Here is a 25,498-nt window from a genome sequence, read left to right as displayed (position 1 = left end):
AAATCACAAATTTTTCACATCTCGTTACACCTTCCATCGGAAAGTGCCCTGCCCCGGCACTTTGAGACTGACTCAAACCCCACAAACGCAAAAACCCGCCGAGGCGGGTTCTTTGCACATGACCATTCCAACATCCTGTCAGTAGCCATCCTGGCAATGGTCGATCGTCCTTGATCACCGTGGCGCTTCCTTGGCTACGGCTGTTGGATCCTATGTTACGAGTGTATCAGCGCTGAGAAAATGGCCGAATGCCGCCACCGCGTGTAAGCCTTTGACCATTAGCCGAAGGTAGTAGCAAAAAGGCATGAAAAATTTCGTGACCAAACGCTCAATTCTAGTCACGATGAGCCGAAAGCCTTAATGAAATAACAATAACAAGCGAGGTCGATGCCATGAGCATGCGCCATCTTTCCATCAGTCGACGGTTGTGGCTGATTCTGGTCGTCTGTGTCCTGATGCTGTTCATCCTGGGCGCCGCGCTGCTCAAGCAGATCCACGACGATCTCTATCTGGCCAAGGCGCAGAAAACCATGCACGTGGTGCAGACCGCCAGCGGCCTGCTCAACCATTATCACGCCCTGGAAACCGCCGGCACCCTCACCCGCGAGGCTGCGCAACAGCAGGCGCTGGCGGCGATTCGCGGGCTGCGCTACGACCAGAACGACTACTTCTGGATCAACGATTTGCGCCCGTTCATGATCATGCACCCCATGAATGCCAAGCTTGAAGGCCAGGATTTGTCTGCCATCAAGGACCCGGACGGCTTTGCGCTGTTCAACGAGATGGTCGCGGTGGCCAAGCGTCAGGGCTCCGGGATCATCGATTACCGCTGGCCCAAGCCGGGTGCCAGCGAGCCGGTGCGCAAGACCTCGTATGTGCAGTTGTTCAGCCCGTGGGGCTGGATCATCGGCTCAGGCGTGTATGTCGACGATGTCGCCGCCGAATTCAAGGGTCAGGTCATCAAGGCCATTCTGGTGTGCCTGGCGATCAGCGTGTTGATGGCATTGCTGGTGATCGTGATTGTGCGCAGCATCGTCCTGCCGCTGCGCGCGGCGGTGCAGGCCATGGCCAATGTCGCCAGCGGCGAAAGCGACCTGACACGTACCCTCGAAACCCGGGGCAGCGATGAAATCACCTTGCTCAGCCAGCACTTCAACACCTTCATTGCCCAGTTGCGCCATGTGATCAGCCAGTTGCAGCAGTCGGCCGTGGCGCTGGGCGAAGCCTCAAGAGACATGGGCAGCAGCGCCGAGCAGGCCCAGGCGCGCAGCCAGCAGCAGTCGCAACAAATGGAACTGGTGGCCACGGCGGTCAACCAGGTGACCTACGGCGTTCAGGATGTGGCGCGCAATGCCGAGCACGCCGCCAGTGAAATGCGCAGTGCCGAGTCCGAGGCGCAGCAGGGACTGGTCAATATCGACGGCAGCCTGCGGCAGATTCAGCAGTTATCGGCCACCATCGAACAGGCCGTCGAGGTCATGCGCACCTTGTCGGCCGAAAGCACCCAGATCGGCGGCGTGCTGGAGGTGATCAGCTCGATTGCCGACCAGACCAACCTGCTGGCCCTCAATGCCGCCATCGAGGCGGCGCGCGCCGGTGAACAGGGCCGTGGTTTTGCCGTAGTGGCCGACGAAGTGCGCTTGCTGGCCCAGCGCACGCAGAAGTCCACCGCACAGATTCAAGGCATGATCGAACGCTTGCAGCATCACTCCGATGCCGCGGTCAAAGTCATCGGCGACAGCAGCCGCGCCTCGGACCTGACCCTGGAGCAGGCCAATCTGGCCGGCCAGAGTCTGACCTCGATCAGCCAGGCGCTGCGCAATCTCAACGGCCTGAACGCCTCGATTGCCAGCGCCACCTTGCAGCAATCGCATGTGGTCGACGACATCAATCAGAACGTCACCCAGACCGCGCAACTGTCGCAAGGCACCGCCCTGGCGGCCGAGCAGTCCAGCACAGCGAGCCTGAATCTGGCGCGCTTGAGCGAGCAACTCAACGGCTGGCTTAAACCATTCCGGGTTTGATCCATCGACCGGAACCAGATTGACGATTGCCCCTCCAATGGCAATCGTCTGGCGGGCTGGAGCTCAATAAATGCGTACTTTGACACTGGCGGGCAAGACCGTCCCGGCACTGGGCCAGGGCACCTGGCACATGGGCGAAAAAAATCACCAGCGCTCCGACGAAATCGCCGCGCTGTGCCTGGGCATCGATCAGGGCCTGACCCTGATCGACACCGCCGAGATGTATGCCGACGGCGGCGCCGAAGAAATCGTTGGCCAGGCCATCGCCGGCCAGCGCGACAAGCTGTACATCGTCAGCAAGGTCTACCCGTTCAACGCCAGCAGCCAGGGCATTCCCAAGGCCTGCGAAGCCAGCCTGCGGCGTATGCACACCGATTACATCGACCTGTATCTGCTGCACTGGCCGGGCCAGTACCCGTTGTCCGAAACCGTACAAGCCTTCGAACGCCTGCGCGAACAAGGCAAGATCGGCGCCTGGGGCGTGTCGAACTTCGATGTGTCGGACCTGCTGGCACTCGACGACCCGCGCTGCGCGACCAATCAGGTGCTGTACAACCCCTCGCAACGCGGCATCGAATTCGACCTGATTCCCTGGGCGGCCAACCGGCATCTGCCGTTAATGGCTTACTGCCCGATCGGCCAGGGCGGCGACCTGCTCTGGCACCCTGCCCTGCAAGAAGTCGCCAGGCGCCACAATGCAACGCCTGCGCAGATCAGCCTGGCGTGGGTCCTGCGGCAAGACAACATGATCGCCATCCCCAAGGCCGTGGACCCCGAGCACATTCGCCTTAATGTGGCCGCCGCCGACATCGTGCTCAGTGCCCAGGACCTGGCCGACATCGACCGCGCCTGGCCGGCACCGGTGCGCAAGCAGCGGCTGGAGATGGTGTAAGCCGGCTTGGCGTGTATTGCGAACATAAGACAATCATCAAGGAAGGAGCGGTTAATGCCCTTGAGTAACAACCTTTTCAAAGCAGGGATGCTGCTGACTGCCCTAGCAATGCTGCCTGGCTGCCGGTTTTTGTCGAGTGGTGAACCGTATCCGTTTCCAGCCAGGGATGAGTCCTCGGCGACGATTCGGCTTGAATATGAACGCGATACTTACCTGCGCGTCATGACCCTCGACGAGGCCGGTTGTTATGCAGGCTATTCAAATATTCCGTACGTGAACGGTTCTTTTGAAGCTCCCGTCCTGGTGAACAAACCGCTGGTGCTGCAATACGAGCGCAGAGAGGGGAAGATGAACTGCATGATCAACCTTTCGTTTACACCACAGCCTGGGCACCACTACACCTTTAAATCAGGCTTCTGGAGTGAGTCGACACCCGGTCTTATCCCCAGCTTCACCTACCAGCAGAATTACTGTGGTATCGGTGTACTGAACAAAGAAGGCACTCAGGAAAGCATCGAACCTGCCAAGCAACTGCGGATTACCCCAAACCTGAAGTGCACCCGGTTCGTCGAGAAGAATCGGTAATTATCCAATCAGTTTGAGCCTCCCCTTGTCATAAAAGCGGATTTGCGCCAACAATGTAGAGAATCATTCTCACATACACGGCTGCCATGTCCGCACTCGACTCCTCTCCCCTGCACCACCTCTACCAGCAACACCACAGCTGGCTGAATAGCTGGCTGCGGGCGCGGCTGGGTAATTCGAGCGATGCGGCGGACCTTGCCCAGGACACGTTCGTGCGTGTGCTGACGGCGCGCAATGTCGAGGCGATTCGTGAACCGCGCACGTACCTGAGCGCGATTGCCCGGGCGTTGATGATCGACAAGTTCCGTCGCCGGGCGGTGGAGCAGGCGTATCTGGATGCGTTGATGTTGCGCCCTGAACCGCTGGATATTTCGCCACAAACGCGGTTGTCGATCATCGAAACGCTGACCGCTGTGGACGCCATGCTCGACGGGCTCGGCGAGCGCACCCGCTCGATTTTTCTGGCCGTGCAGTTGGAAGGCCTGAGTTATGCCGCCATCGGCGAGCGGCTGGGCGTATCGGTGACCACGGTGAAAAAGCACATGATCCGCGCCATGACCGAGTGCCTGTTGCTGGTGGAGGACTGAGCGGTGCTGGATCGCAAGGTGCTTGAGGCCGCTGCCACCTGGTATGTGCAACTCAGTGCTGCTGCGCCAGGCCAGGCTGACCGCAGCGGCTGGCAGGCCTGGCTGGAGCAGGATGCCCGCCATGCCCAGGCCTGGGCGCGAGTGGAAAAACTGCAACGCCAGTTGGGCGGGCTGCCACAAGAGGTGGCGCTGCCGACACTGGCCGGTGCGCGGGCGCGGCGGCGTTCGGTGGCCAAACTGTTGGGCCTGCTGCTGGCGGTCGGTGCGACAGGCTGGGGCCTCAATAGCGTCGAGCCACTGTCGGCGCGGCTGGCAACGCTGCGCACCGGCAAAGGCGAACGGCGTCAGGTGCAACTGGCCGATGGCAGTCAGCTGCACCTCAATACCCACAGCGCGGTGGACGTGCATTACAGCGCAAGCCTGCGTGAGGTGCGCTTGCATCATGGCGAGGTGCTGATCGAAACCGCTAAAGACGCCGCTGGCAGGCCCTTTGTCGTGCATACGCCCGAAGGCAGCATTCGTGCGCTGGGCACCCGCTTCAGTGTGCGCAGTGAAGCGGCGCAAACCGACGTCCGGGTGCTGGAACATGCGGTGGAACTGCGCCCGGCCGGCAATCCTGCCGGCCTGCTAAGGCTGGAGGCTGGCCAGCAGGCACAGTTCGATCATGACCGCCTGGGCCAGCCTTCGCCCCTGCCCGCCCACAGCGATGCCTGGCTGCGCGGCCGGCTGATGGTGCTGGAATGGCGCCTGGCTGACCTGCTGGTGGAGCTTGAACGCTATCGACCGGGTGTACTGAGGTGCAGTGAAGCGGTGGCCGACTTGCGGGTTTCAGGCGGTTTCGATCTGGACCATACCGACACCATTCTTGAAAACCTGGCCCTCTCGCTGCCCGTTCGGGTGCGCTACCTGACGCGCTATTGGGTGTCGGTCGAGGCGGCGTGAGACCCCACCTCACAGGGCCGGCCGATCAGTTGAGCCTCGGCACGGACCTGTGGGAGGGGGCTCTGCCCGCGATGACGGTGGAGAAGATGCTGAAAATGTGTCGATGTTACTGGCACTGTCGCGAGCAAAGCGCCCTGCCACAGCGACCGCGTGTCCCTTAACTGATCGGTATGACTCCTGCACGATCAATAAAAACGCTTCAAGGGGTTGCTGATTTTCATTCTCATGCGGCCATGCACTGAAGCGGCGAAAACTGCCGCATATGTGCCACGCTAACCCAGGAAAATCCGATGCCCCGTCTTCCACTGGCCCGCGCCATCCATCTGGCCCTGTTCGGCCTGATCGCCACGCCGTTGATTACCACCGCAAGCTTTGCCGCCGAACAGAATCAGGTCAGCCGTTTCGATATCGCACAAGGCCCGCTGGGCACGGCGCTGAGTCAGTTCGCTATCGATGCCGGCGTGACCCTGTCGTTCGCCAGCAGCCAGACCCAAGCATTGACTTCGCCCGGCCTGCAAGGCAGCTACACCGTGGAGCAAGGCCTTGAGCGGCTGCTGGCCGGCAGCGGTCTGCAGGCCCGTCGGCAAGGCAATGGCGGTTTCGTGCTGGTGCCGCAAAGCGCACCCGGCGATACCGCGATGGAACTGGGCGCGGTAAGCATTTCCGGCAAGGCGCCGGGCTCGACCACCGAAGGCACCGGCTCTTACACCACCGAATCGTCGAGCAGCTCGACGCGCCTGAACCTGTCGATCAAGGAAACCCCGCAATCGGTCACCGTGCTGACCCAGCAGCGCCTGCAAGACCAGAAACTGGAAACCCTCACCGACGCACTGGATGCCACCGCCGGCATCACCGTGATCCGTGAAAGCATCGGCGCCGACAGCACGCCGTACCTGTCGCGCGGCTTCTCGATCACCAACTTTGAAATCGACGGCGTGCCGACCTCGCCGAGCATGGACAACTACACCCAGAACACCGCCATGTACGACCGTATCGAAGTCGTGCGTGGCGCCACCGGCCTGATCAGCGGCCTGGGCAACCCGTCGGCGACCATCAACCTGATCCGCAAGCGCCCCACCACCGAGCCGCAGGTGTTGCTCTCGGCCGAAGCCGGCAGTTGGGATCGTTACGGCCTGAGCATCGATGCCGGCGGTGCGCTGAACGACAGCGGCACCCTGCGTGGCCGCTTCGTGGCGGATCAGAAAGATCAGCACGCCTGGATCGACCGCTTCAGCCAGGAGGTCTCGACGCTGTACGGCATCACCGAGCTGGACCTGAGCGAGTCGACGCTGCTGACCCTGGGTTTCAGCCATCAAGTGACCCATTCCAACGCGCCGATGCGCACCGGCTTTCCGCTGTTCACCGTTGATGGCGGGCGTACCGACATCAAGCGCTCGTTCAACAGCGCACCTGACTGGTCGTACTACGATCGTGAGCAAAGTACTGTCTTCACCTCGGTCGAGCATCAGTTCGACAATGGCTGGAGCGGCAAGCTCGAATACAGCCATGCGCGTAACGACTACGACACCGTGGTCACCTACATGGACGGCGCCATCAACCCGGCCACCGGCGCGGGCGGCTACATCATGCCAACCCGTTGGGAGGCCGCACCGACCCAGGACAAGCTGGATGCCTACGCCACTGGCGGGTTCAGCTTTCTGGGCCGCGAGCATGAGCTGATCACCGGCGTCACCCTGTCGCGCCTTGAAGAGCGCGGCACATCGAACTATGGCGGCTGGCAGCGTCCGGGCAGCAGCTACCCGGGCACCATCGCCAATATCTACACTTGGGACGGCCAGTCGCCCAAGCCGACCTTCACCAAGACCGGTGCCAGCGACCTGACCGAAACCCAGTACGCGGCCTTCCTGACCTCGCGCTGGCACCTGACCGACAAGGCCAGCCTGATCCTCGGGTCGCGCGTGGTGGACTGGAACCGTGAAAACAAAAGCTGGCTGTACGGCGGCTCAACCACCAAGACCGAGCGCACCGAGAACGGCATCGTCATTCCGTACGCAGGCTTCGTCTACGACCTGAACGACACCTGGACCGCCTATGCCAGCTACACGCAGATTTTCAACCCGCAGAACGCCAACATCCGCGACGTCAAAGGCACGCCACTGGACCCGCAAGAAGGCACCGGCTACGAAGTAGGTGTGAAGGCCAGCTTCAACGACAACCGCCTGAACACCAGCCTGGCGCTGTTCCGGGTCGAGCAGGACAACCTCGCCGTAGCCGATGGCAACCTGCTGCAACCCAGCGGTTACCAGGCCTATAAAGCTGAAAGCGGCACCACCAGCGAAGGCGTCGAGCTGGAATTCAACGGTGAAATCCTCGATGGCTGGCAGTTCACCGGCGGCTATTCCTACAGCGTCAGCTTCAACGACGATGACAAACGCATCGTCACCGAAATCCCGCGCAACAGCGTCAAGCTGTTCACCACCTACCGCCTGCCCGGCGCCCTGGACAAACTCACCGTCGGCGGCGGCGTGAACTGGCAGAGCGAAACCGGCTACAACCTCAGCTACGCCACCACCCAGAGCAGCTACGCACTGGCCAGCCTGATGGCACGCTATCAGATCAACCCGTCGACCTCGATCGCGCTTAACGTCAATAACCTGTTCGACAAGGAATACCTGACCACCACCGCCGCCGGTCTTTATGGCGCCCCGCGCAACTTCATGACCACGGTGCGCTACGCGTATTGAGTCTTCAGGTCCCATCCGCAACCGCGCCACGTTAAACTGGCGCGCTTTGCGAATGGAACGCCGGGGGCAAGATGCGCTGTGTAGTCATCGGAACAAGCGGTGCCGGCAAATCCACCTTTGCCCAGGCGTTATCGAACGCCACTCAATCCCCTTATATCGAACTTGATGCGCTGTATTGGGGGCCGCAGTGGCAGGCGGTCGCGCCTGAGCAATTCAGGCAGGCCGTCATGGCGGCGACCCAGGGTGAATGCTGGATTGCCGATGGCAATTACAGCGCCGTGCGCGATGTGTTGTGGTCGCGGGCCACCCATGTGGTGTGGCTCAACTACGGGCGCTGGACCGTGTTTTCACGGGTCTTGTGGCGCACCGTGGGCCGAGGGGTGATGCGCACGCGGCTTTCTCATGGCAACCGCGAATCGCTGCACATGGCATTCTTGTCCAGAGACTCGATTCTGCTCTGGTCATGGTCGACCTTCAGGAAGAACCGGCTGAAGTTTGCACACCTTCGCCAACAGCCTGATTTTGCCCATTTACAGTGGACCGAGATCAATCATCCCTCGCACGCACAGGCCTTTATCGAGCAGCGTGCTGTTCAATACCAGAGACATTCAACGTGAGGGACATTCAATGTTGCGGGTTTTAGGCAAGGCCTCATCGATCAACGTGCGCAAGGTGCTCTGGGCCTGTGAAGAGTTTGGCGTACCGTTTGAGCGGGAAGACTGGGGCAGCGGTTTTCAGTCGACGCACACCAGCGAATTTCTGGCGATGAACCCCAACGCCATGGTGCCGGTGATTCAGGACGATGACTTCGTGCTCTGGGAGTCCAACACCATCATCCGTTACCTGGCTGCGCGCTATGGCGACCTACGTCTTTATCCGGGCGAAGCACGCGCCCGGGCGCGCATCGATCAATGGATCGACTGGCAGGCATCGGACCTGAACAAGTCCTGGTCTTATGCATTCATGTCGCGTGTCAAGCACTCGCCCGAGCATCAGGATCCGCAACGGCTGGCCGCCGGTTGCGATGACTGGGCAAGGCACATGCAGATCCTTGATCGCCAACTTGCAGGCACCGGCGCGTATGTTGCCGGCAATGAGTTCTCGCTCGCCGACATTCCCATCGGCCTGTCGGTCAACCGCTGGTGCGAGACCCCGTTCGACAAACCGTCGTTGCCAGCCGTCAGCGACTATTACGAACGTTTGAGCCAGCGCCCCGGTTACCGCTTGTATGGCCGTAACGGGACGCCGTGAGTGTTATCAGTGACGCCACGCGCCTTCAGGTACTTCGACGTCGCGTTGCGCGGCTGACAACGCCGCGCTCAGGGCCTGCGTGTCCATTGGAATGCAGTAGGCCGGCCTGGCCCGCTCGAAGCGCCAGCTTTCATCGAGCCCTCCGGCGTCGACGGCGTCGAAACCGATCTGATCCAGAAAAAAGCGGATGACCTGCGCTTTGGCGGCGCTGTCGTCAGCCGCAACCGGCAAGGCACGGCGGCCTGCAACGTCGCCTGGCCGGGCATCCTTGAGCAAGTCGCCGGCCAGAATGGCGTTGAACACCTTGACCACCGTAGCGCCGCTCAGATGCTGCGCCAGTAAACGGCTGGTCGTGGTTTCGCGCCGGTCCAGAGCGGCGATATGACCGTCACGCTCGGGATAATAGTTATTGGCATCCAGCACGATTTTGCCCGCCAGATGATCAGCCGGCAGGCGTTGGTAATGCTGCAACGGAATCGCCACCACCACCATGTCGCCAAACCCTGCCGCCTGCTCGACCGTGCCGATCCGGCTGCCGGCAATACCGCTGAGCACGCTACTCATGGTTTGCGGCCCGCGTGAGTTGCTGAGCATCACTTCATGCCCGGCCGCGATCGCCAGTTGCGCCACGGCACGCCCAATAAACCCTGCTCCAATAATCCCGATACGCATCGCTTGCTCCGTTATCTGCGTTGAAAGGCCTATGATGATTGCCTACCAGACACTGATAAATCGTCTTCTGATACTTGCTCTCATTACCAGGAGTAGTGAATGGATCGACTCACCAGCATGGGCGCTTTCGTGATGGCGGTTGAAGCAGGCTCTTATGCCAGCGCCGCTTTACGGCTGGGCATGTCGGCGCAAATGGTCGCCAAGCATGTCAGCGCCCTTGAACAGCGGCTGGGCGCACGATTGCTCAACCGCACCACGCGCAGGCAAAGCCTGACCGAACTGGGCAGCGCCTATTACGAACGGTGCAAGCACATCGTCAGCGAAGCCCAGTCTGCCGACTCGCTTGCGCAAATCATGAGCGACACGCCACGTGGCAAGCTGAAAGTGAGTGCGCCGGTGACCTTTGGCTCTTACAGCCTCATACCGTTCATCACCGATTTTCTGCGTCACTATCCCGAGGTCGACATCGATCTGCACTTGACCGATCGTGCCGTCGACCTGGTGGAAGAAAGTGTCGAAGTGGCGTTTCGCATCGGTCCGCTGAACAACACGGGGTTGACCGCAAGGCCGCTGGCCGCTTATCGACTGGCGGTGTGCGCAGCGCCCCGCTACCTGGCTGAACGCGGCACACCGCAAGTCCCTGCCGACCTTCAGCAGCACGAGTGCCTGGGCTATGCCTATTGGTCGCGTCCGGCCGACCGTGAGTGGCAGTTCTGCAAGGACGGGCACGTGCATACCATCCCGGTCGCCAGTCGCTTGCACGTCAACGAAAGCAAGGCCCTGCTTTCGGCAGCCATAGACGGGTTCGGCATTGTGCTGGGGCCTGCGGACTTTCTGCAGCCGGCATTGCAAAAAGGCGAATTGATCAGGTTGCTGGAGGACTATCAGACGCCCAGCCGGCCAATGCATCTGCTGTACACCGCCAACCGGCAGAAGACCGCCAAGGTTCGACACTTTATCGATGCGGCCGTCGCGCGGTTTGCCGGGCAATTGGCGACCGTGACCTGGAAGTATTGATGCGCCGCCCTTGCCAACCCGCGCGGGTGGGCGGCTGCCTTACTGGTTCCATTCGACGGCAAACCGATAATTGATATCGACGCCGCTGGCATCCACCGGCGCGTCGGTCTTTTTCAACACGAACTCGAACGCCGGCTGTATCCCGTCATCACGGGCAATTTCTCCGGCCAGTACTTCCACTTCATACCAGCCGTTGTCCACTTCAATGCTCGGCCGGCCCTGTGCCTTGTCTTGATAACGGAGCAACAACTCATCCAGCGCCTGGGCGGTAAAGTCTTGCAGGATGCGCCAGGTGAAAAGATAAAGACGCCCATGTTCGACGCGCAATGCATAACCACCGCGTCGATGCTGCAAGCGGCTTTGCGGCTTGAGCAGCTCAGGCTCGGCACCGTCGAGGGTGAACAACGCGGTGTACGGATGGTTCTCGACGCCGGCCATCGGGATCATCACACCGTCCAGTACCGCCTTGTCACTGCTGTCATTGGACACAAACTCAGTGGCCAGGTCGTCGTCCAGTTGCTGTTCATCCTTGAAGCGCTTGAGCAGCAACAGATCGCCGAGCAGGAAATAGTCGATCAGGTCGTTGAGAACTTCGGGAAACTCATACTGCATGGGACATCCTTGAACATGGGTAATGATTCGTTGTGCCGGCCTACGGGTTATACAACCCCAGATACTCGACCGTTGCCGTGCTCTCGGGCAAGCGCAACTCTTTCTTATCTGAGTCTGTGCTATCCGGGTCTGCGCGTTTATCCCCCCAGATCGCATTGATCCCCACCAGAATGAAGTGGCTGAAACAGCCAGCACGCGCACTGAACGCCTGCCGCCCGGCCTCACTGCAAATCTGCGACTTCACGTATTCGGCATCATCGACCAGTTCGACGAAATTGGCGTCCATGTAAAACCCGAGTTCTTCTTTCAGACGCCACACCGGATTACGGTCCTCCCAAGCGCTGTATTCGGCGTCACTGGCCGACGCTGCGGGTTCTGGCTCCCATTGTTCAAAGGCATATTCACGCGCCTGTGCCTCACTGTTGAACGTGGCGGCAAAGAGGTGAAACGTCCAGAAATCGTCCTGCATATGAGCCATCTCCTTAACGTGACGGTGATCGTGCCAAGCCCTCGGCATGAACTCAATGGCTCGTTGTGGTCTGACAACCACTGACCCTACAAAACACGCAGAAAGGATTAAGGCGTGAGCACGATACGAGACTGGCTGCACCGGCTGAAGAACAAACAGACACCGGCGTCGTCCTGGCAAGAGCAGCGGCGCAATGAAGCGTTGCGCCTGCTGGAGCAGGTCGGCAGCGAAGTGACCTGGGTGGACCTCAGCCGTCACTACGACGGCTTCATTCGCGAGATCGCGGTCAGGGAGTTGTGCAATCAACCGTCCCCCGAAGCCTTCAAGGCCCTGATCGAACGGCAGAACGATTGGGTGGCGCAGGTGCGCGAGCTGGCGGTCGACGGGGTGGCGCATTACCTGTCGCTGTCCGACGCCAAGGCCTTGTTGTTCGCACTGGAACCGCTGCTGGCGTTGGCGGCGCAGCGCCGGGCCGATCATGCTCCAACGCTGTTGCGCGTGCGTGCGGTGTTGCAAGCGCCCGCTAACCAGGCGCAGGTGCATGAGCACTTTCTGACGCGGCAAGGCAAGGCGGCGCGTTATCTGTTTGAGCTGTTGCTGGAAAATAACCCCGCCCCGCAAACCTTGCTGCGCAACGCCCTCGCCCATCGCGAGCTGACCGTCAGGTTGCTGGCCGTCGCGGCGTGCCAGGCCTTGCCGACCGAAATGGCCCGGCCATTGCTGCTTGAAGCCCTGGCGCAACCGGGTGCCAAGGTGCGTGTCTGTGTACTGCGCGCTGTGCTGCCCATGCTTGATGATCCACGACCGGTGTTGCGTGCGGCCTTGCTCGATGCTTCCCCTTCGATTCGCAGCCTGGCGCGCTGGATGGCGCCACGCAACGACATCGATGCGCGCGCATTGCTCGCCGATCGGCTGCGACAGCCACTGCCAACCGGCAAGCGCGAATGGCTGGGCGTGCTGGGCCTGGCGGCCGAGCTTGATGTCGCGCTGCCTCAACCGTGGCAAGACCCAGCGTTGCATTGCGCCTGTTCCAGCGTGCGCCAGGCCGCCGTACGCCAGCTTGGCGACGAGCAGGTGATTGCGTTGTTTGGCGCGCTGGACGATGCCGCAGACAGCGTTTTTCAAGCAGCCGTCGCGCGCCTGAACACGCTGGCCTGGCCTTCGATCAACACCTTGCTCGACGCAAGGTCCATTCGGGACTGGCACCACCTGCCAATCGCGCGCCGCGAGGCCTTGCTGCGCCTGCGACCGGCCTGGCAACAGCTGGCGTTCCTGCTGGAGCGTCTGGATCAGGAACCTGAGGTAATGGCGTTCTGGCTGCGGCAGCTGGACCTGTGGTGCCACCGCCAGTACCAGGTGGTTGACCCGGTGACGCCAAAGGCCGAGCGCGCAGCGCTGATCCAAAGACTTCAGGCGTTGACGGCACGCGGGCTGGTAGGTCGCGATAACGTTAATCGTGTTGTTTGAGGGGCGCTGAATGAACACACGGCAATCAAGCGTTTGCGCCCGGGACGCCGAGGCAATTGTGCTTGAACTCTATAACAGTAGCGGCCGCGGCCATGATGGCGAACCGGAGCGTTACGTCATCCAGTCCTGTGAGCTGTCGCCCCGTGGGGATTACTGGATTGTGCGCTGCAACACCGAGGACTGTGTAGTGCACAACAATTTTTCGCGCTGCCTTGTCGGGGTCAATGCCCACCTTGTCGACGTCAACAGTGGCGAAGTGAGCGTCGTGTGCAGTGCCATGAGCGTGGACGACTATCTTCAGGACCAGTACGACCTCGCAATGGCGGCCGGAAATGTCTATGTGCTTGGACCTGCGTTTGACCGCAGTCATAAAGCCGGGCTGATTCATCTGCGGCAAAAACTGCAATGCACCTACGCCGAGGTCTTTGCACTGCTGGCGGATGGCCGCGTCCACTGGCTGACAGGCACCGCCCGGATCCTTCGGGATGCCCAGCGATTATTGGCAAGCCAAGGGATCCAGACTCACATCAACGTGAGCCCGGACGCACAGGGTGCGGTGTCTGTCGGGGTAGAAACCTGGCATGTGCAAGCGGTGCTGAAGGCGGTAAAACGGCGAGTTGTGGGGTGAGGCCCAGCCGATGGCCACAATGCTCTACCGTTCATCCCGCTATGTGTGCCATCAGACAGACGCCCCATTGGTCTGATTTCACACTGACATCCAGCACCCTCCGCATGCGTCACGCTTAGTGCCCTACGTGACCTCCATTACTGCAACGGCGGCTTCGCTCCACGTTGCAAAAGGAAAACATGGACACGCAATGGCTTCGAGCAATACGACAGTTATGGCAACCTGAACCCCGAACATTTGATTACGAACCCATCCTGCGCGCCGAGCTGTTCAGTGCCGAGCAAATGGGCCTGCACGGTGCCCAACTGGCCCAGCGCCACAATCTGAGCCCCGACAAGACGTCCGACGCCCTGCTTAACCGGCTCGCCGAAAACGCGGCATTGCTGGCCAGCAGTTGCCAGGCCATGACCGTGGCGGCGCTCTCGCATGAGCGCGCGACGCCGGCGGCGCAATGGCTGCTCGACAATGCCTACCTGGTCGAGGAGCAGATCCGCACCGCGCACAAGCATTTGCCCAAAGGCTATTGCCGCCAATTGCCCGGCCTGGCCAATGGGCCATCACGCCATCTGCCCAGGGTTTACGACATTGCCCTGGAAACCATCGCCCATGGCGATGGCCGGGTCGACGGTGACAGCCTGGGACGCTTCGTGACCGCCTATCAATCGGTCACACCGCTGACCTTGGGCGAGCTATGGGCGATTCCGATCATGTTGCGCCTGGCCTTGATCGAGAACCTGCGCCGGGTCGCCTCCGGCGTCATGGCGAACTGGATCGACCGCAACCTGGCCAACGACTGGGCAGATCGTCTTACGGCTATGGCCGAGGACGATGCCAAGAATGTGGTGTTGCTGGTGGCCGATCTGGCCCGTTCGGCGCCGCCCATGACCAGCGCTTTCGTTGCCGAGCTGGCGCGGCGCCTGCAAGGTCAAAGCACCACGCTGATCCTGCCCATGACCTGGGTCGAACAAGCCTTGGCAGAATCCGGCCAGAGTGTGGAGCGCCTGGTGCACCTCGATGCCCAGTTGCAGGCCACCGAGCAAGTGTCGATCAGCAACAGCATCAACAGCCTGCGGCTGCTCTCGACCACTGACTGGCCTGAATTTGTCGAACGCATGAGCGGCGTCGAACAGGCCCTCAACCAGGACCCTGCCGCCGTCTATGCCTGCATGGACTTCGCAACCCGCGACCATTACCGCCACGCCGTCGAGCGGCTGGCGCGCACCTGCCCGCATTCTGAAATCGACGTGGCCAACATGGTCCTCGCCCTGTGCCGCAGCGCACCGGCCGAAGACCCGGTGATGAAGCACGTCGGCTTCTATCTGCTGGACGCAGGCAGGTCTGTTCTGGAACAACAGCTGGCGGTGCGACCGCGTCTGGCCGAGCGAGGCCGGCGTCTGTTGCGCCAGTACCCGCTGGGTTTCTTTCTGGTTCCGCTGGTGCTGCTCAGCGGCCTGCTGGCCTGGCCCTTTATCAGCATGCTACGCGGCGAAGGCTGGGGCCTTGGCTCGATGCTGCTGCTCAGCGTGCCGATCCTGTTGGCGACCAGCCACCTGAGCATCAGCCTGATCAACCGGCTGGTCACCCTCAGCCTGCCGCCGGACATCCTTGCGCGCCTGGACTACAGCGCCGGTATTGCGCCCCAGGCGCGCACGCTGGTGGTGGTGCCGACGCTGATTGGCAGCGCTCAGGATGTGGATGAACTGGTCGAAGGCATCGAGGTGCGCTTTCTCGCCAACCGCGATGCCAACCTGCATTTCGCCTTGCTCACTGACTTCATGGATGCCGCCAGCGAGGTGCTCGATGGCGATGCGGCGCTGTTGCTGCAGGCCCGTCAGGCAATCGAGTGGCTCAACCTGAAATACCCCGAGACTGGCGCGCCACGGTTCTTTCTGCTGCATCGTCCAAGGCGCTGGAACACCACCGAACAATGCTGGATGGGCCATGAGCGCAAGCGCGGCAAGATTGCCGAACTCAATGCCCTGCTGCGCGGCCATGGCCGGGAACGGTTTTCCCTGATCGTCGGCGATATCGAGGCGTTGCCCAGCATCAGCTACGTGATCGTCCTGGACACTGACACCCAATTGCCACGTGACGTCGCGCGGCAGTTCATCGGGGCCATCAGCCACCCACTCAACCAGGCCCGCTTCGACCCGGAGCAACGCCGCATCGTCAGTGGCTACGCGATTCTGCAACCGCGCGTGGGCATCAGCCTGCCGAGCATTGCGCGCTCGGCCTACGCGCAGCTGTTTGGCAGCGATGCCGGCGTCGATCCTTACACCCGTGCGGTGTCCGACGTGTATCAGGACCTGTTCGGCAATGGCTCGTTCATCGGCAAGGGGATCTACGCCGTGGACGCTTTCGAGCAGGCCTTGCAAGGCCGTTTTGCGGACAACCGCATTCTCAGCCATGACCTGATCGAGGGCTGCTACGCCCGCTCGGGCCTGATCAGCGACGTGCAACTTTATGAAGAACACCCGGCGCGCTACAGCGCCGATGCCAAGCGCCGTCACCGCTGGATTCGCGGCGACTGGCAGTTGCTGCCGTGGCTGATGCCGTGGACGCGCAAACCCGGTGGCGGGCTGGAGCGTAACCGGCTAACGCATCTGGCCCGCTGGAAGATCGTCGATAACCTGCGCCGCAGCCTGGAACCGGCCGCCTTTCTCGGCATGCTGCTCTGGGGCTGGTTTGCCAGCACCGCGCCGCTGCTGTGGAGCCTGGGCGTATTGTTGCTGATCATTGCCCAGCCACTGGTCAGCATCTTGCTGGACCTGCTGCAAAAACCCCATGACATCGCCCTCGGGCAACACCTGAAGGTGATCCTGCGCGACGCAGGCGGCCATTTCAGCCGGGCGCTGCTGGCGTGGGTGTGGCTGCCGTTCGAGGCCTTCAGCAACCTGGACGCCATTGCGCGCACCCTGTGGCGCATCACGATCAGCCAGCGCCACCTGCTGCAATGGAACCCCTCGCGAGAGGTGGAACGCAGCAGCCGCAACGACCTGCCCAGCCTGTACCGGCTGATGTGGATCGCGCCGTTGCTGGCCGTCGTCGTCGCCTTGCTGCTGATCGGCAAACCACAGGTGCTGGCCATTGCCACACCCTGGCTGCTGGCCTGGCTGCTGGCACCGGCCATCGCCTGCTGGCTGAGCACCTCATCGGCCTATGTCGCCTTCGCCCCACCGCTTGAAGACCAGCAGTTTCTGCGCCGCCTGGCACGCAAGACCTGGGCATTCTTCGACGACCACATGAATCCGCAGGGCAACTGGCTGCCGCCCGACAATATTCAAGAGCAACCCGTGGCCGTGACCGCTTGGCGCACATCGCCCACCAATATGGGCATGGCGTTGCTGTCGCACCTGGCCGCCTACGACTTCGCCTACCTCAGCGGCGGCCGCCTGCTCACCCGGCTCGATCAGGCAATGACCACCATGACCGGGCTGGAACGGCATCGCCGGCATTTTTATAACTGGTACAACACCCAGACCCTCAAGCCGCTGGCGCCGCGCTATGTCTCAAGTGTCGACAGCGGCAACCTGGCAGGCTTGCTGCTGACCTTGCGCCCTGGCCTGCTTGAATTGCCCAATGCCCCGCTGATCAACCGCAACTGGCTGGGCGGCCTGACCGACAGCCTGGGGGTTTTGCACGATGCCCTGCTGCTCAGTGAGCTGGACGAGCACCTGCTCGATGAAGCATTAAGCGAACTGGTGGCAGCGCACACGCTGGAAACCGACAGCGTGGCCGCCATCCACAGCGTGCTGCAACGCTTGATTGCACAGGTAGAGCGTCTCGAAACGACCTTGGCGCACCTGCCAGAGGCGCATTACTGGCATCAGGCGCTGCTCGCTCATTGTCAGGACCTGAGCACTGAACTGGCCTGCCTGACCCTGCCCGGCAACCCTTCAGCGACCCTGACGTGGCAAGACCTGGCCCAACTGGACGCCAGTGTATGGCCCGTCGCCGAGCAGGCTCAGGTGCGCGCGGTCATCGCCCAGGCTGATGCGCGCATCCATACTGCGCGGCGTCTGGCGGACCTGGCCGCCGAGCTTGCCGACATGGACTTTGTCTTCCTCTATAACCCGCAGCGCGAACTGCTGGCCATCGGTTACAACGCCGACGAGCAGCGCCTGGACAACGCCCACTACGACCTGCTGGCATCGGAGGCGCGCCTGACCAGCTTCGTGGCCATTGCCCAGGGACAACTGCCTCAGGAAAGCTGGTTCACCCTCGGCAGGCTGCTTACCAGCAACAGCGGCGTCCCGGTTTTGTTGTCCTGGACAGGCTCCATGTTCGAGTACCTGATGCCGATGCTGGTCATGCCCAGCTACGCGGGCACCCTGCTCGACCAGACCTGCCGTGCAGCCGTGGCGCGACAGATCGAATATGGCCAGCAACTGAACCTGCCCTGGGGTGTATCGGAGTCTGGCTACAGCACTCTGGACGCACAGTTGAATTATCAGTACCAGGCCTTCGGCGTGCCGGGGCTGGGGCTCAAGCATGGGTTGGGTGAAGACCGGGTGGTTGCGCCCTATGCCTCGGTGCTGGCCTTGATGGTCGCCCCGCAGGCTGCCTGCAAGAACCTGCAACGCCTGGGCGGCATGGGCATGACCGGCCGCTACGGCCTGTATGAAGCCATCGATTTCACCAGCGCGCGCTTGCCGCCGGAACAAAGTGCAGCACCGGTGTATTCATTCATGGCACACCATCAGGGCATGAGCCTGCTGGCCCTGGCGTACACGCTGCTTGATCGGCCCATGCAGCGCCGCTTCGAAACCGATCCGCAATTTCAGGCCACCGCCTTGCTGCTGCAAGAGCGCGTGCCCAAAAGCGCAGCGCTGTACCTGCATACCGCCACCGGCTTGCTCACCAGCAAAGTCGCGCGGGTCGACGAAAACAAACTGCGGGTTTATACCGATCCCGCACGCCGGCACCCCGCCGTGCAGTTGCTTTCCAACGGCCGTTACCACGTGATGATCAGCCACGCCGGCGGTGGCTACAGCCGCCGCAACGACATGGCCGTGACCCGCTGGCGCGAGGATGTCACGTGCGACAACAGCGGCATGTTCTGTTACCTGCGCGATGTTGCCAGCGGTGACTTCTGGTCGTCTGCACACCAGCCCACCTTGCGTGCAACCGAAAGCTACGAAGCGATCTTTACCGATGCGCGTGCCGAATTTCGCGTGCGCGAACGCGATTTCGATGTGCATACCGAGATTGTCGTCTCCCCCGAAGACGACATCGAGCTGCGCCGCCTGCACATCAGCAACCGCAGCACACGACGCCGTACCCTGGAGCTGACCAGCTACGCCGAAGTGGTGCTGGCCCCTGCACTCAGCGACATCCTGCACCCGGCCTTCAGCAAGTTGTTCGTCCACACCGAGCTGCTGACGCCGCTGCAAGCCATTCTGTGTACCCGCAGACCGCGCGCCAGCGAAGAAAAAGTGCCGTGGCTGTGCCATCTGCTGGCGGCGCATGAGGTGGACATCGAGGCCATCTCCTATGAAACCGACCGCGCACGCTTCATCGGCCGCGGGCGCAATCTGGCCCATCCTGCGGCGATGGACGACGAGGTCCTGTCGGGCAGCGAAGGCGCGGTACTCGACCCCATTGTCGCCATCCGTTGCCGGATCAGCCTGGCGCCCGGCCAGAACGCAACCATCGACCTGGTGACCGGGGTCAGCGACAGCCGTGAGGCGTGCCTGCAACTGATCAACAAATACCGCGACCGGCACCTGGCCGACCGGGTCTTCGACCTGGCCTGGACCCACAGCCAGGTCCTGTTGCGCCAGCTCAATACCTCCCACGCCGAGGCGCGGTTGTTCGAGCAGATGGCCGCCTCGATCATCTACACCAACCCGTCACTGCGCGCGGCCCCCAGCGTGCTGGCCGCCAACCAGCGTAACCAGAGCGGCCTGTGGGGCCAGGCGATTTCCGGCGACCGCCCCATCGTGCTGGTGCAGATTCGCGTGGCCGCGCACATCGACCTGGTGCGCCAGTTGGTGCAAGCGCATGCCTACTGGCGGCACAAGGGGCTGAGCGTCGACCTGGTGATCTGGAACGAAGACCAGGCCGGCTACCGCCAGGACCTGCAAGACCTGATCATGGGCCTGGTCACCTCGGGCAGCGAGGCTCACCTGCTGGACCGCCCGGGCGGTATTTTCGTGCGCCCGGCGCAACAGCTCTCCAGCGAAGACCGGGTATTGATGCTGGCCGTGGCCCATCTGGTGCTCAGCGACGAACGCGGCAGCCTCGCCGAGCAAATCCACAGGCGTCGTGCAGAACCGGCCCTGCCGGCGTTCGATGCCAGGAACCTGCCGGCACCGGCGCCGGCTGAAGTCGAACTGCGACCCGATCAGTCGTTGATCCTGAGCAACCCGCACGGTGGTTTCACTGCCGACGGCAAGGAATACGTCATTCACCTGAGCGCCAGCCAGCCGACACCGGCCCCTTGGGTCAATGTGCTGGCCAACCCGCATTTCGGCAGTGTGATTTCGGAAAGCGGCAGCGCCTACACCTGGCATCAGAATGCCCATGAGTTCCGCCTCACGCCCTGGCACAACGACCCGGTCAGCGACGTCAGCGAAGAAGCCATTTACCTGCGTGACGAAGACAGCGGCAACTATTGGTCGCCCACGCCCTTGCCGCGTCCCGGCAAGGGCCGCTACCTGACCCGCCATGGCTTTGGCTACAGCGTTTTCGAACACGAGCAGGACGGCATTCGCAGCGAGCTGTGGGTCTATGTGTCGTTGCAGGATCCGGTCAAGTTTTCACACCTCAAGCTCTTCAACACTTCCAGCCAGCCCCGCAATCTCTCGGTGACCGGCTATGTGGGCTGGGTGCTGGGCGACCTGCGTGAAAAATCGTCGATGCACGTGGTCAGCGAGGCCGACCCGAACAGCGGTGCCTTGTTTGCACGCAATGCCTACTCCATGGAGTTTCCGGGGCGGGTGGCCTTCTTCGATGTCGATGGACCGCTGGCCAGCAGCACCGCTGCGCGGGGCGAATTCATCGGCCGTAACGGTCACCTCAGCGCCCCCGCCGCCATGACCCAGGCGCAGTTGTCCGGGCGCAGCGGCCCAGGCCTTGACCCTTGCGCCGCCTTGCGGGTCGAGCTGCAACTGGCCCCCGGCGAACAGCGCAACGTGATCTTTCGACTGGGCGCAGAGCAAGACAGCAAGGCCGCCTCGCGCCTGGTACAACGCCTGCGCGGCACCGCCGTTGCCGAGAGTGAATTGACGCGCGTGCAACGTCATTGGCAAACGACACTGGGCACCCTGCAGATCAAAACCCCGGAGCCTGCCGTGGATGTACTGGTCAATGGCTGGCTGATGTATCAGGTGATCGCCTGCCGGTTCTGGGCCCGCAGCGGCTACTACCAGTCGGGCGGCGCCTTCGGCTTTCGCGATCAGTTGCAGGACAGCATGGCCATGCTGCACGCCGACCCTGCATCGGCGCGCCAGCACTTGCTGCTGTGCGCCGCGCATCAGTTCATCGAAGGCGATGTGCAGCACTGGTGGCACCCGCCCATGGACCGCGGTGTTCGCACCGGCTGCTCCGACGATTATTTATGGCTGGCACTGGCGACCAGCCGCTATGTGCAGGTCAGCGGCGATGACAGCGTACTGGGGCAATCCGTGGGCTACCTTGAAGGTCGCCCGCTCAATGGCGGCGAAGAATCCTATTACGATCTGCCGGGCCATTCAGGCCTGCAGGAAACCCTGTATCAGCATTGCGTGCGCGCCATCGAACACAGCCTGGCCCGAGGCGTACACGGTCTGCCGCTGATGGGTCATGGAGACTGGAACGACGGCATGAACCGGGTCGGTGAACAGGGCAAAGGCGAAAGCGTATGGCTCGGGTTCTTCAGTTACGAGGTGCTGAATCGCTTTGCCACCACCGCCCGACAGTATGGCGACGCCGCGTTCGCCAAACGCTGCACCGAACACGCCGAGGCCTTGCGTCTGAGCCTGGACACCCATGCCTGGGACGGCGCCTGGTATCGCCGTGCCTGGTTCGACGACGGCACGCCGTTAGGCTCGGCCAGCAATGACGAATGCCGCATCGATTCCATCGCACAGAGCTGGTCGGTACTGTCTGGCGCGGCGCCCGATCATCGCCGGCGCACCGCGATGCACTCTCTGGAGCGGCATTTGCTGCGCCGCGATATCGGCCTGGTGCAACTGCTGACCCCGCCTTTCGATCACGGCACGCTCGACCCCGGCTATATCAAGGGCTATGTGCCTGGCGTGCGCGAGAACGGTGGCCAATACACCCACGCCGCCGTGTGGGCGAGCATGGCCTTCGCCGAACTGGGCGACAGCGCACGGGCCTGGGAGCTGTTGCGCCTGATCAACCCGGTCAATCACGGCAACAGCACCATGGGCATCGCCACCTACAAGGTCGAGCCCTATGTGATGGCTGCCGATGTCTATGCCGTGCCGCCCCATGAAGGGCGTGGCGGCTGGAGCTGGTACACCGGTTCCGCCGGCTGGATGTACCGCTTGATCGTCGAGTCGCTGCTGGGCGTACAACGCAGCGCCACCCAGTTACGCATCCAGCCGGTGCTGCCGGCGCACTGGCCGGGGTTCACGCTGGACTACCGCACAGGCACGACGCTTTACCGCATTAACGTGCGCTGCATACAGGTCGGTGAAATGAGCCTTCATCTGGACGACATCGCGATACCCGGCGACAGCATCACCCTGCTCGACGACGGCCGGGAGCATCAGGTCGATGTCCAGTGGCCGAACCCGGCTTCAGATACATCGACAGCGCCGGCACACCCTTTCAGGCTGAGCGTTCAGCCTTCACGCATCAAGGAGCACAAACCATGAGCCTCCCCCAGAGCGCCCCGTTAAACGACATCATCAAGAACAAATGGCAGCGTCTGGCAAGCCTGGCCCGGATTGTCTGGGACGATCTGACGCTGGATGAGCTGATCAAGTCCAAGGGTGACCTGGACAAGCTGACGACACTGATCCAGCAGCGCTATGGCATGACCCAGGAAGAAGCGCAAAAACAGATTCTGAGTTTCTTCGAACGGCATCGCACCACCTGACCCACAAACCGACGGGCGACGTGTGCGAACAAGGCGAAGACTGTTTTTGCAGGCATATAGTGAGAAGGTCCATCGCTCGAACACCCAAGGGATTCCATGCTCGAAGACTGCACGCCACAGCACAATTACTTGCTGGCCGCCCTGTCCGGCGATGTCCAGCAAAGGCTTTTCTCACATCTGGAACACATCACCCTGCCCCTTGGCCAAGTGCTCTATGAATCCGGCGAAACCATGCGCCATGTGTATTTTCCGACCGACTCCATCATCTCGTTGCTCAATGTGATGGAAAGCGGTGCCTCGGCGGAAATCTCGGTGGTTGGCAACGAAGGGCTGGTCGGTATTTCGCTGTTCATGGGCGGCGAAAGCACGCCCAGCCGGGCCGTGGTGCAAAGTGCGGGGCACGCCTATCGCCTGCAAGGTCAGCGCCTCAAGGATGAATTCAATCGCCACGGTGAATTGCTGGTTCTGATACTGCGCTATACCCAGGCGTTGATCACGCAAATAGCCCAGACCGCGGTCTGTAACCGCCATCATTCGATCGATCAGCAACTGTGCCGATGGCTGTTGTTGTCCCTGGATCGTTTGTCGGGCAATCAACTGAACATGACGCAGGAGTTGATCGCCAACATGCTCGGTGTGCGCCGCGAAGGGGTCACAGAAGCTGCCGGAAAGTTGCAGCGCCAAGGCGTGATCGAATACAGCCGCGGGCATATCACCGTGCTTGACCGCCGACGCCTCGAACAGCTGACCTGCGAGTGTTATGCGGTGGTGAAAAAGGAAACGGATCGCCTGCTGTCTTATATGCCACTGCGTGTGTAAGTACGCTGTTTAACCAAAGACATACTCATGAAAGACCTGTGGCCCATGCTGGTTTTCTTTACGGCAGGTAAACCCCAGGCTTTTGGCCAGACCGTCCATGGCCAGATTGCCCGCCGAGTCCATCGAAGAAATCCTGAGAAAACCCTGGCGGATCGCCGTGTCCATCAAGTGCTGCATCAAGGCCGTAGCGACGCCCTGGCGCTGCCAGTCATCGGCCACCGCCACGGCGAACTCACAATGCACATCGCCTGGATAGGCGCCGTAACGCGCCTTGCCGATCTGTGTCAGGTGCCCGCGCTCATAGACCAGGGCGATGTAGGCCGCGCGGTTGGGCAGGCACACGTCCATCAGCTGATCGTGCGTTTGCTTCAAGTCGCTGAAGGTCGCCAGAAAACGGAAATGCGGCGTGTTTTGCTCGATGCGCTCAAAGAAAAGCCGGTCTCGCGCCCGGTCTGCTTCAACCAGGGCACGGATCAACAAGGGCGTGCCGTCCTTCAGCGATTCGATCCAGTACTCGCCCTCAATACTTTCGGTTTCATCGCTGAAGCGTTTGATGATGGCTGCGTCGTAACTCATGCGAAGTACTCCGGTGCGTTCAGGAACCACCCACTCCAGCATAGGCCTCTGCACGCAACCCTCTGCCGGGATTGGCCTGAAAAACCACCCGGCAGACCACTGGTCATCCGCAGGGATGATCAGGGAATCAAACGTGCCTTGCGCAAGCGATCAAACACGTCGAAAAACGCCTGGTCGCTGGCCTGAAACGCCGTGAAGCCCATGGCCCGGCTTTTCGACATATCGGTGACCACTTCGATGGGCCGCCCCAGATCGGCATCGGTGTGCCAGGGCGAGATCAGCCGAGTGATATCCGGCTCTTGCAAACCATGCTCGCGCACGATGTCGGTCCAGGCACGCTGATCGTCGGCCATCTGCGTTTCCAGTGGCGAGGGTTGCGCCGGGAAATCGGCCGCTTGCACACCAAAGTAATCGGCAATCTGCCCCCACATCCAGTTCCAGCGGAACACATCGCCGTTGGTGACGTTGAACGCCTGGTTGGCGGCGGCCGGCGTAGTCGCGGCCCAGAGTTGCTGTCTGGCCAACTGGCGGGCATCGGTCATGTCGGTCAGGCTGTCCCACTGCACCTTTGATCCGGGGAACACGAACGGCCGGCCGGTGGCTTTGCAGATCGAGGCATACACAGCCAGGGTCGTCGCCATGTTCATGGCATTGCCCACCGCCACGCCGGTCACGGTGTGCGGACGGTGCACGCTCCAGCTGAAACCATCTTTTTCGGCCGCCGCGAAGACTTCGTCTTCCTGGGCGTAGTAGAAGTTTTCAACGTCCAGGCGACCTTGCGATTCGCGGAACGGTGTTTGCGGCAAGCTGCCCTTGCCATAGGCCTCGAACGGGCCCAGGTAATGCTTGAGGCCGGTGACCAGCGCCACATGCTGCACGCTGTTGGCAGGCCGCACCGCATCCAGCACATTGCGCACCATGGCGGCGTTGACGCGAATATTTTCAGCCTCCGTGGCCTGGCGCGACCAGGTGGTGATGAACACATGGGTAGGCTTCAGATCGCCCAGCGCGCTCGCCAGCGAGGCAGGGTCCTGAAGGTCGGCGGCCACTGGAATCACACCGGGAATGGAGGACGGCTTGCGCGAAAGCGCCGCGACCTGCCACTGGTTCTCGAGCAAAAGCTCAACGATTGCGCTGCCGACAATACCGCTGGCACCGACCACCAAAGCTGTCTGGGTCATGAAATTCTCCTGGGTTGAA

At 61.7% G+C, this 25,498-nt stretch carries 19 protein-coding genes; 14 read left to right on the top strand and 5 right to left on the bottom strand.

Going from position 1 to position 25,498, the window contains the following annotated elements:
- The first annotated feature begins 392 nt into the window (after positions 1-392).
- The 8 genes from ACYAS9_RS23390 (at position 393) to ACYAS9_RS23355 (ending at position 8,986) form a co-directional block, all read left to right on the top strand.
- Positions 393-2,024, top strand: a complete 1,632-nt coding sequence (locus ACYAS9_RS23390; protein WP_463570723.1) for a methyl-accepting chemotaxis protein — start codon at positions 393-395, stop codon at positions 2,022-2,024.
- A gap of 70 nt (positions 2,025-2,094) precedes the next feature.
- Positions 2,095-2,916, top strand: coding sequence for an aldo/keto reductase (locus ACYAS9_RS23385; protein ID WP_463570722.1), 822 nt, complete (start codon positions 2,095-2,097; stop codon positions 2,914-2,916).
- A gap of 54 nt (positions 2,917-2,970) precedes the next feature.
- Entirely contained in the window at positions 2,971-3,501 is a 531-nt protein-coding gene (locus ACYAS9_RS23380; protein WP_463570721.1) for a hypothetical protein, read from the top strand.
- An 86-nt stretch (positions 3,502-3,587) separates the two neighbouring features.
- Positions 3,588-4,088: a sigma-70 family RNA polymerase sigma factor gene (locus ACYAS9_RS23375; protein WP_463570719.1), complete on the top strand. Its 501-nt coding sequence runs from the start codon at positions 3,588-3,590 to the stop codon at positions 4,086-4,088.
- Between the two features lie 3 nt (positions 4,089-4,091).
- The gene (locus tag ACYAS9_RS23370; protein ID WP_463570717.1) at positions 4,092-5,030 is read left to right on the top strand and encodes a FecR domain-containing protein; all 939 of its coding nucleotides are present in this window, start codon (positions 4,092-4,094) and stop codon (positions 5,028-5,030) included.
- A gap of 290 nt (positions 5,031-5,320) precedes the next feature.
- Positions 5,321-7,735, top strand: coding sequence for a TonB-dependent siderophore receptor (locus ACYAS9_RS23365; RefSeq protein ID WP_463570715.1), 2,415 nt, complete (start codon positions 5,321-5,323; stop codon positions 7,733-7,735).
- Between the two features lie 71 nt (positions 7,736-7,806).
- Entirely contained in the window at positions 7,807-8,352 is a 546-nt protein-coding gene (locus ACYAS9_RS23360) for a P-loop NTPase family protein (protein ID WP_463570714.1), read from the top strand.
- 10 nt (positions 8,353-8,362) lie between these two features.
- Positions 8,363-8,986: a glutathione S-transferase family protein gene (locus tag ACYAS9_RS23355; RefSeq protein ID WP_463570712.1), complete on the top strand. Its 624-nt coding sequence runs from the start codon at positions 8,363-8,365 to the stop codon at positions 8,984-8,986.
- A 6-nt stretch (positions 8,987-8,992) separates the two neighbouring features.
- Here ACYAS9_RS23355 and ACYAS9_RS23350 read toward each other — a convergent pair whose 3' ends face one another.
- Positions 8,993-9,658, bottom strand: coding sequence for an NADPH-dependent F420 reductase (locus ACYAS9_RS23350; RefSeq protein ID WP_463570710.1), 666 nt, complete (start codon positions 9,656-9,658; stop codon positions 8,993-8,995).
- A gap of 99 nt (positions 9,659-9,757) precedes the next feature.
- Here ACYAS9_RS23350 and ACYAS9_RS23345 point away from each other — a divergent pair, with 99 nt between their 5' ends.
- Positions 9,758-10,675: a LysR family transcriptional regulator gene (locus tag ACYAS9_RS23345; protein ID WP_463570709.1), complete on the top strand. Its 918-nt coding sequence runs from the start codon at positions 9,758-9,760 to the stop codon at positions 10,673-10,675.
- 39 nt (positions 10,676-10,714) lie between these two features.
- On the opposite strand, the gene ACYAS9_RS23340 is transcribed toward ACYAS9_RS23345, so the two are convergent.
- Both ACYAS9_RS23340 and ACYAS9_RS23335 read right to left on the bottom strand, forming a co-directional pair.
- Positions 10,715-11,287: a hypothetical protein gene (locus ACYAS9_RS23340; protein WP_463570707.1), complete on the bottom strand. Its 573-nt coding sequence runs from the start codon at positions 11,285-11,287 to the stop codon at positions 10,715-10,717.
- A gap of 40 nt (positions 11,288-11,327) precedes the next feature.
- Positions 11,328-11,756: a hypothetical protein gene (locus tag ACYAS9_RS23335; protein WP_463570705.1), complete on the bottom strand. Its 429-nt coding sequence runs from the start codon at positions 11,754-11,756 to the stop codon at positions 11,328-11,330.
- 114 nt (positions 11,757-11,870) lie between these two features.
- Here ACYAS9_RS23335 and ACYAS9_RS23330 point away from each other — a divergent pair, with 114 nt between their 5' ends.
- The 5 genes from ACYAS9_RS23330 (at position 11,871) to ACYAS9_RS23310 (ending at position 23,722) form a co-directional block, all read left to right on the top strand.
- Positions 11,871-13,223, top strand: coding sequence for a PBS lyase (locus ACYAS9_RS23330; protein WP_463570703.1), 1,353 nt, complete (start codon positions 11,871-11,873; stop codon positions 13,221-13,223).
- Between the two features lie 10 nt (positions 13,224-13,233).
- The gene (locus tag ACYAS9_RS23325) at positions 13,234-13,851 is read left to right on the top strand and encodes a hypothetical protein (RefSeq protein ID WP_463570701.1); all 618 of its coding nucleotides are present in this window, start codon (positions 13,234-13,236) and stop codon (positions 13,849-13,851) included.
- Between the two features lie 179 nt (positions 13,852-14,030).
- Positions 14,031-22,679: a GH36-type glycosyl hydrolase domain-containing protein gene (locus tag ACYAS9_RS23320; RefSeq protein WP_463570700.1), complete on the top strand. Its 8,649-nt coding sequence runs from the start codon at positions 14,031-14,033 to the stop codon at positions 22,677-22,679.
- Positions 22,676-22,903, top strand: a complete 228-nt coding sequence (locus tag ACYAS9_RS23315) for a CsbD family protein (RefSeq protein WP_463570698.1) — start codon at positions 22,676-22,678, stop codon at positions 22,901-22,903. The genes ACYAS9_RS23320 and ACYAS9_RS23315 overlap by 4 nt, the downstream gene beginning before the upstream one ends.
- Before the next feature lie 96 nt (positions 22,904-22,999).
- Positions 23,000-23,722: a Crp/Fnr family transcriptional regulator gene (locus ACYAS9_RS23310; protein ID WP_463570697.1), complete on the top strand. Its 723-nt coding sequence runs from the start codon at positions 23,000-23,002 to the stop codon at positions 23,720-23,722.
- A gap of 9 nt (positions 23,723-23,731) precedes the next feature.
- Here the strand turns inward: ACYAS9_RS23310 and ACYAS9_RS23305 are convergent, their stop codons facing one another.
- Together ACYAS9_RS23305 and ACYAS9_RS23300 are read right to left on the bottom strand one after the other, a co-directional pair.
- Positions 23,732-24,298: a GNAT family N-acetyltransferase gene (locus ACYAS9_RS23305; RefSeq protein ID WP_463570695.1), complete on the bottom strand. Its 567-nt coding sequence runs from the start codon at positions 24,296-24,298 to the stop codon at positions 23,732-23,734.
- Between the two features lie 119 nt (positions 24,299-24,417).
- Positions 24,418-25,479: an SDR family oxidoreductase gene (locus ACYAS9_RS23300; protein WP_463570693.1), complete on the bottom strand. Its 1,062-nt coding sequence runs from the start codon at positions 25,477-25,479 to the stop codon at positions 24,418-24,420.
- Positions 25,480-25,498: the final 19 nt, after the last annotated feature.

This window comes from Pseudomonas sp. HP_08 (assembly GCF_055284095.1).
Note: the sequence above shows the minus strand (reverse complement) of the source record. Positions and strands in the feature narration are given on the sequence as shown.

What these genes read in the sequence shown, in the direction of transcription:
- ACYAS9_RS23315 (WP_463570698.1), top strand. Translation starts at nt 22,676, where the DNA reads ATGAGCCTCCCCCAGAGCGCCCCGTTAAACGACATCATCAAGAACAAA.
- ACYAS9_RS23355 (WP_463570712.1), top strand. Translation starts at nt 8,363, where the DNA reads ATGTTGCGGGTTTTAGGCAAGGCCTCATCGATCAACGTGCGCAAGGTG.
- ACYAS9_RS23390 (WP_463570723.1), top strand. Translation starts at nt 393, where the DNA reads ATGAGCATGCGCCATCTTTCCATCAGTCGACGGTTGTGGCTGATTCTG.
- ACYAS9_RS23380 (WP_463570721.1), top strand. Translation starts at nt 2,971, where the DNA reads ATGCCCTTGAGTAACAACCTTTTCAAAGCAGGGATGCTGCTGACTGCC.
- ACYAS9_RS23300 (WP_463570693.1), bottom strand. Translation starts at nt 25,479, where the DNA reads ATGACCCAGACAGCTTTGGTGGTCGGTGCCAGCGGTATTGTCGGCAGC.
- ACYAS9_RS23385 (WP_463570722.1), top strand. Translation starts at nt 2,095, where the DNA reads ATGCGTACTTTGACACTGGCGGGCAAGACCGTCCCGGCACTGGGCCAG.
- ACYAS9_RS23325 (WP_463570701.1), top strand. Translation starts at nt 13,234, where the DNA reads ATGAACACACGGCAATCAAGCGTTTGCGCCCGGGACGCCGAGGCAATT.
- ACYAS9_RS23375 (WP_463570719.1), top strand. Translation starts at nt 3,588, where the DNA reads ATGTCCGCACTCGACTCCTCTCCCCTGCACCACCTCTACCAGCAACAC.
- ACYAS9_RS23320 (WP_463570700.1), top strand. Translation starts at nt 14,031, where the DNA reads ATGGACACGCAATGGCTTCGAGCAATACGACAGTTATGGCAACCTGAA.
- ACYAS9_RS23335 (WP_463570705.1), bottom strand. Translation starts at nt 11,756, where the DNA reads ATGCAGGACGATTTCTGGACGTTTCACCTCTTTGCCGCCACGTTCAAC.
- ACYAS9_RS23305 (WP_463570695.1), bottom strand. Translation starts at nt 24,298, where the DNA reads ATGAGTTACGACGCAGCCATCATCAAACGCTTCAGCGATGAAACCGAA.
- ACYAS9_RS23310 (WP_463570697.1), top strand. Translation starts at nt 23,000, where the DNA reads ATGCTCGAAGACTGCACGCCACAGCACAATTACTTGCTGGCCGCCCTG.
- ACYAS9_RS23350 (WP_463570710.1), bottom strand. Translation starts at nt 9,658, where the DNA reads ATGCGTATCGGGATTATTGGAGCAGGGTTTATTGGGCGTGCCGTGGCG.
- ACYAS9_RS23360 (WP_463570714.1), top strand. Translation starts at nt 7,807, where the DNA reads ATGCGCTGTGTAGTCATCGGAACAAGCGGTGCCGGCAAATCCACCTTT.
- ACYAS9_RS23345 (WP_463570709.1), top strand. Translation starts at nt 9,758, where the DNA reads ATGGATCGACTCACCAGCATGGGCGCTTTCGTGATGGCGGTTGAAGCA.
- ACYAS9_RS23340 (WP_463570707.1), bottom strand. Translation starts at nt 11,287, where the DNA reads ATGCAGTATGAGTTTCCCGAAGTTCTCAACGACCTGATCGACTATTTC.
- ACYAS9_RS23365 (WP_463570715.1), top strand. Translation starts at nt 5,321, where the DNA reads ATGCCCCGTCTTCCACTGGCCCGCGCCATCCATCTGGCCCTGTTCGGC.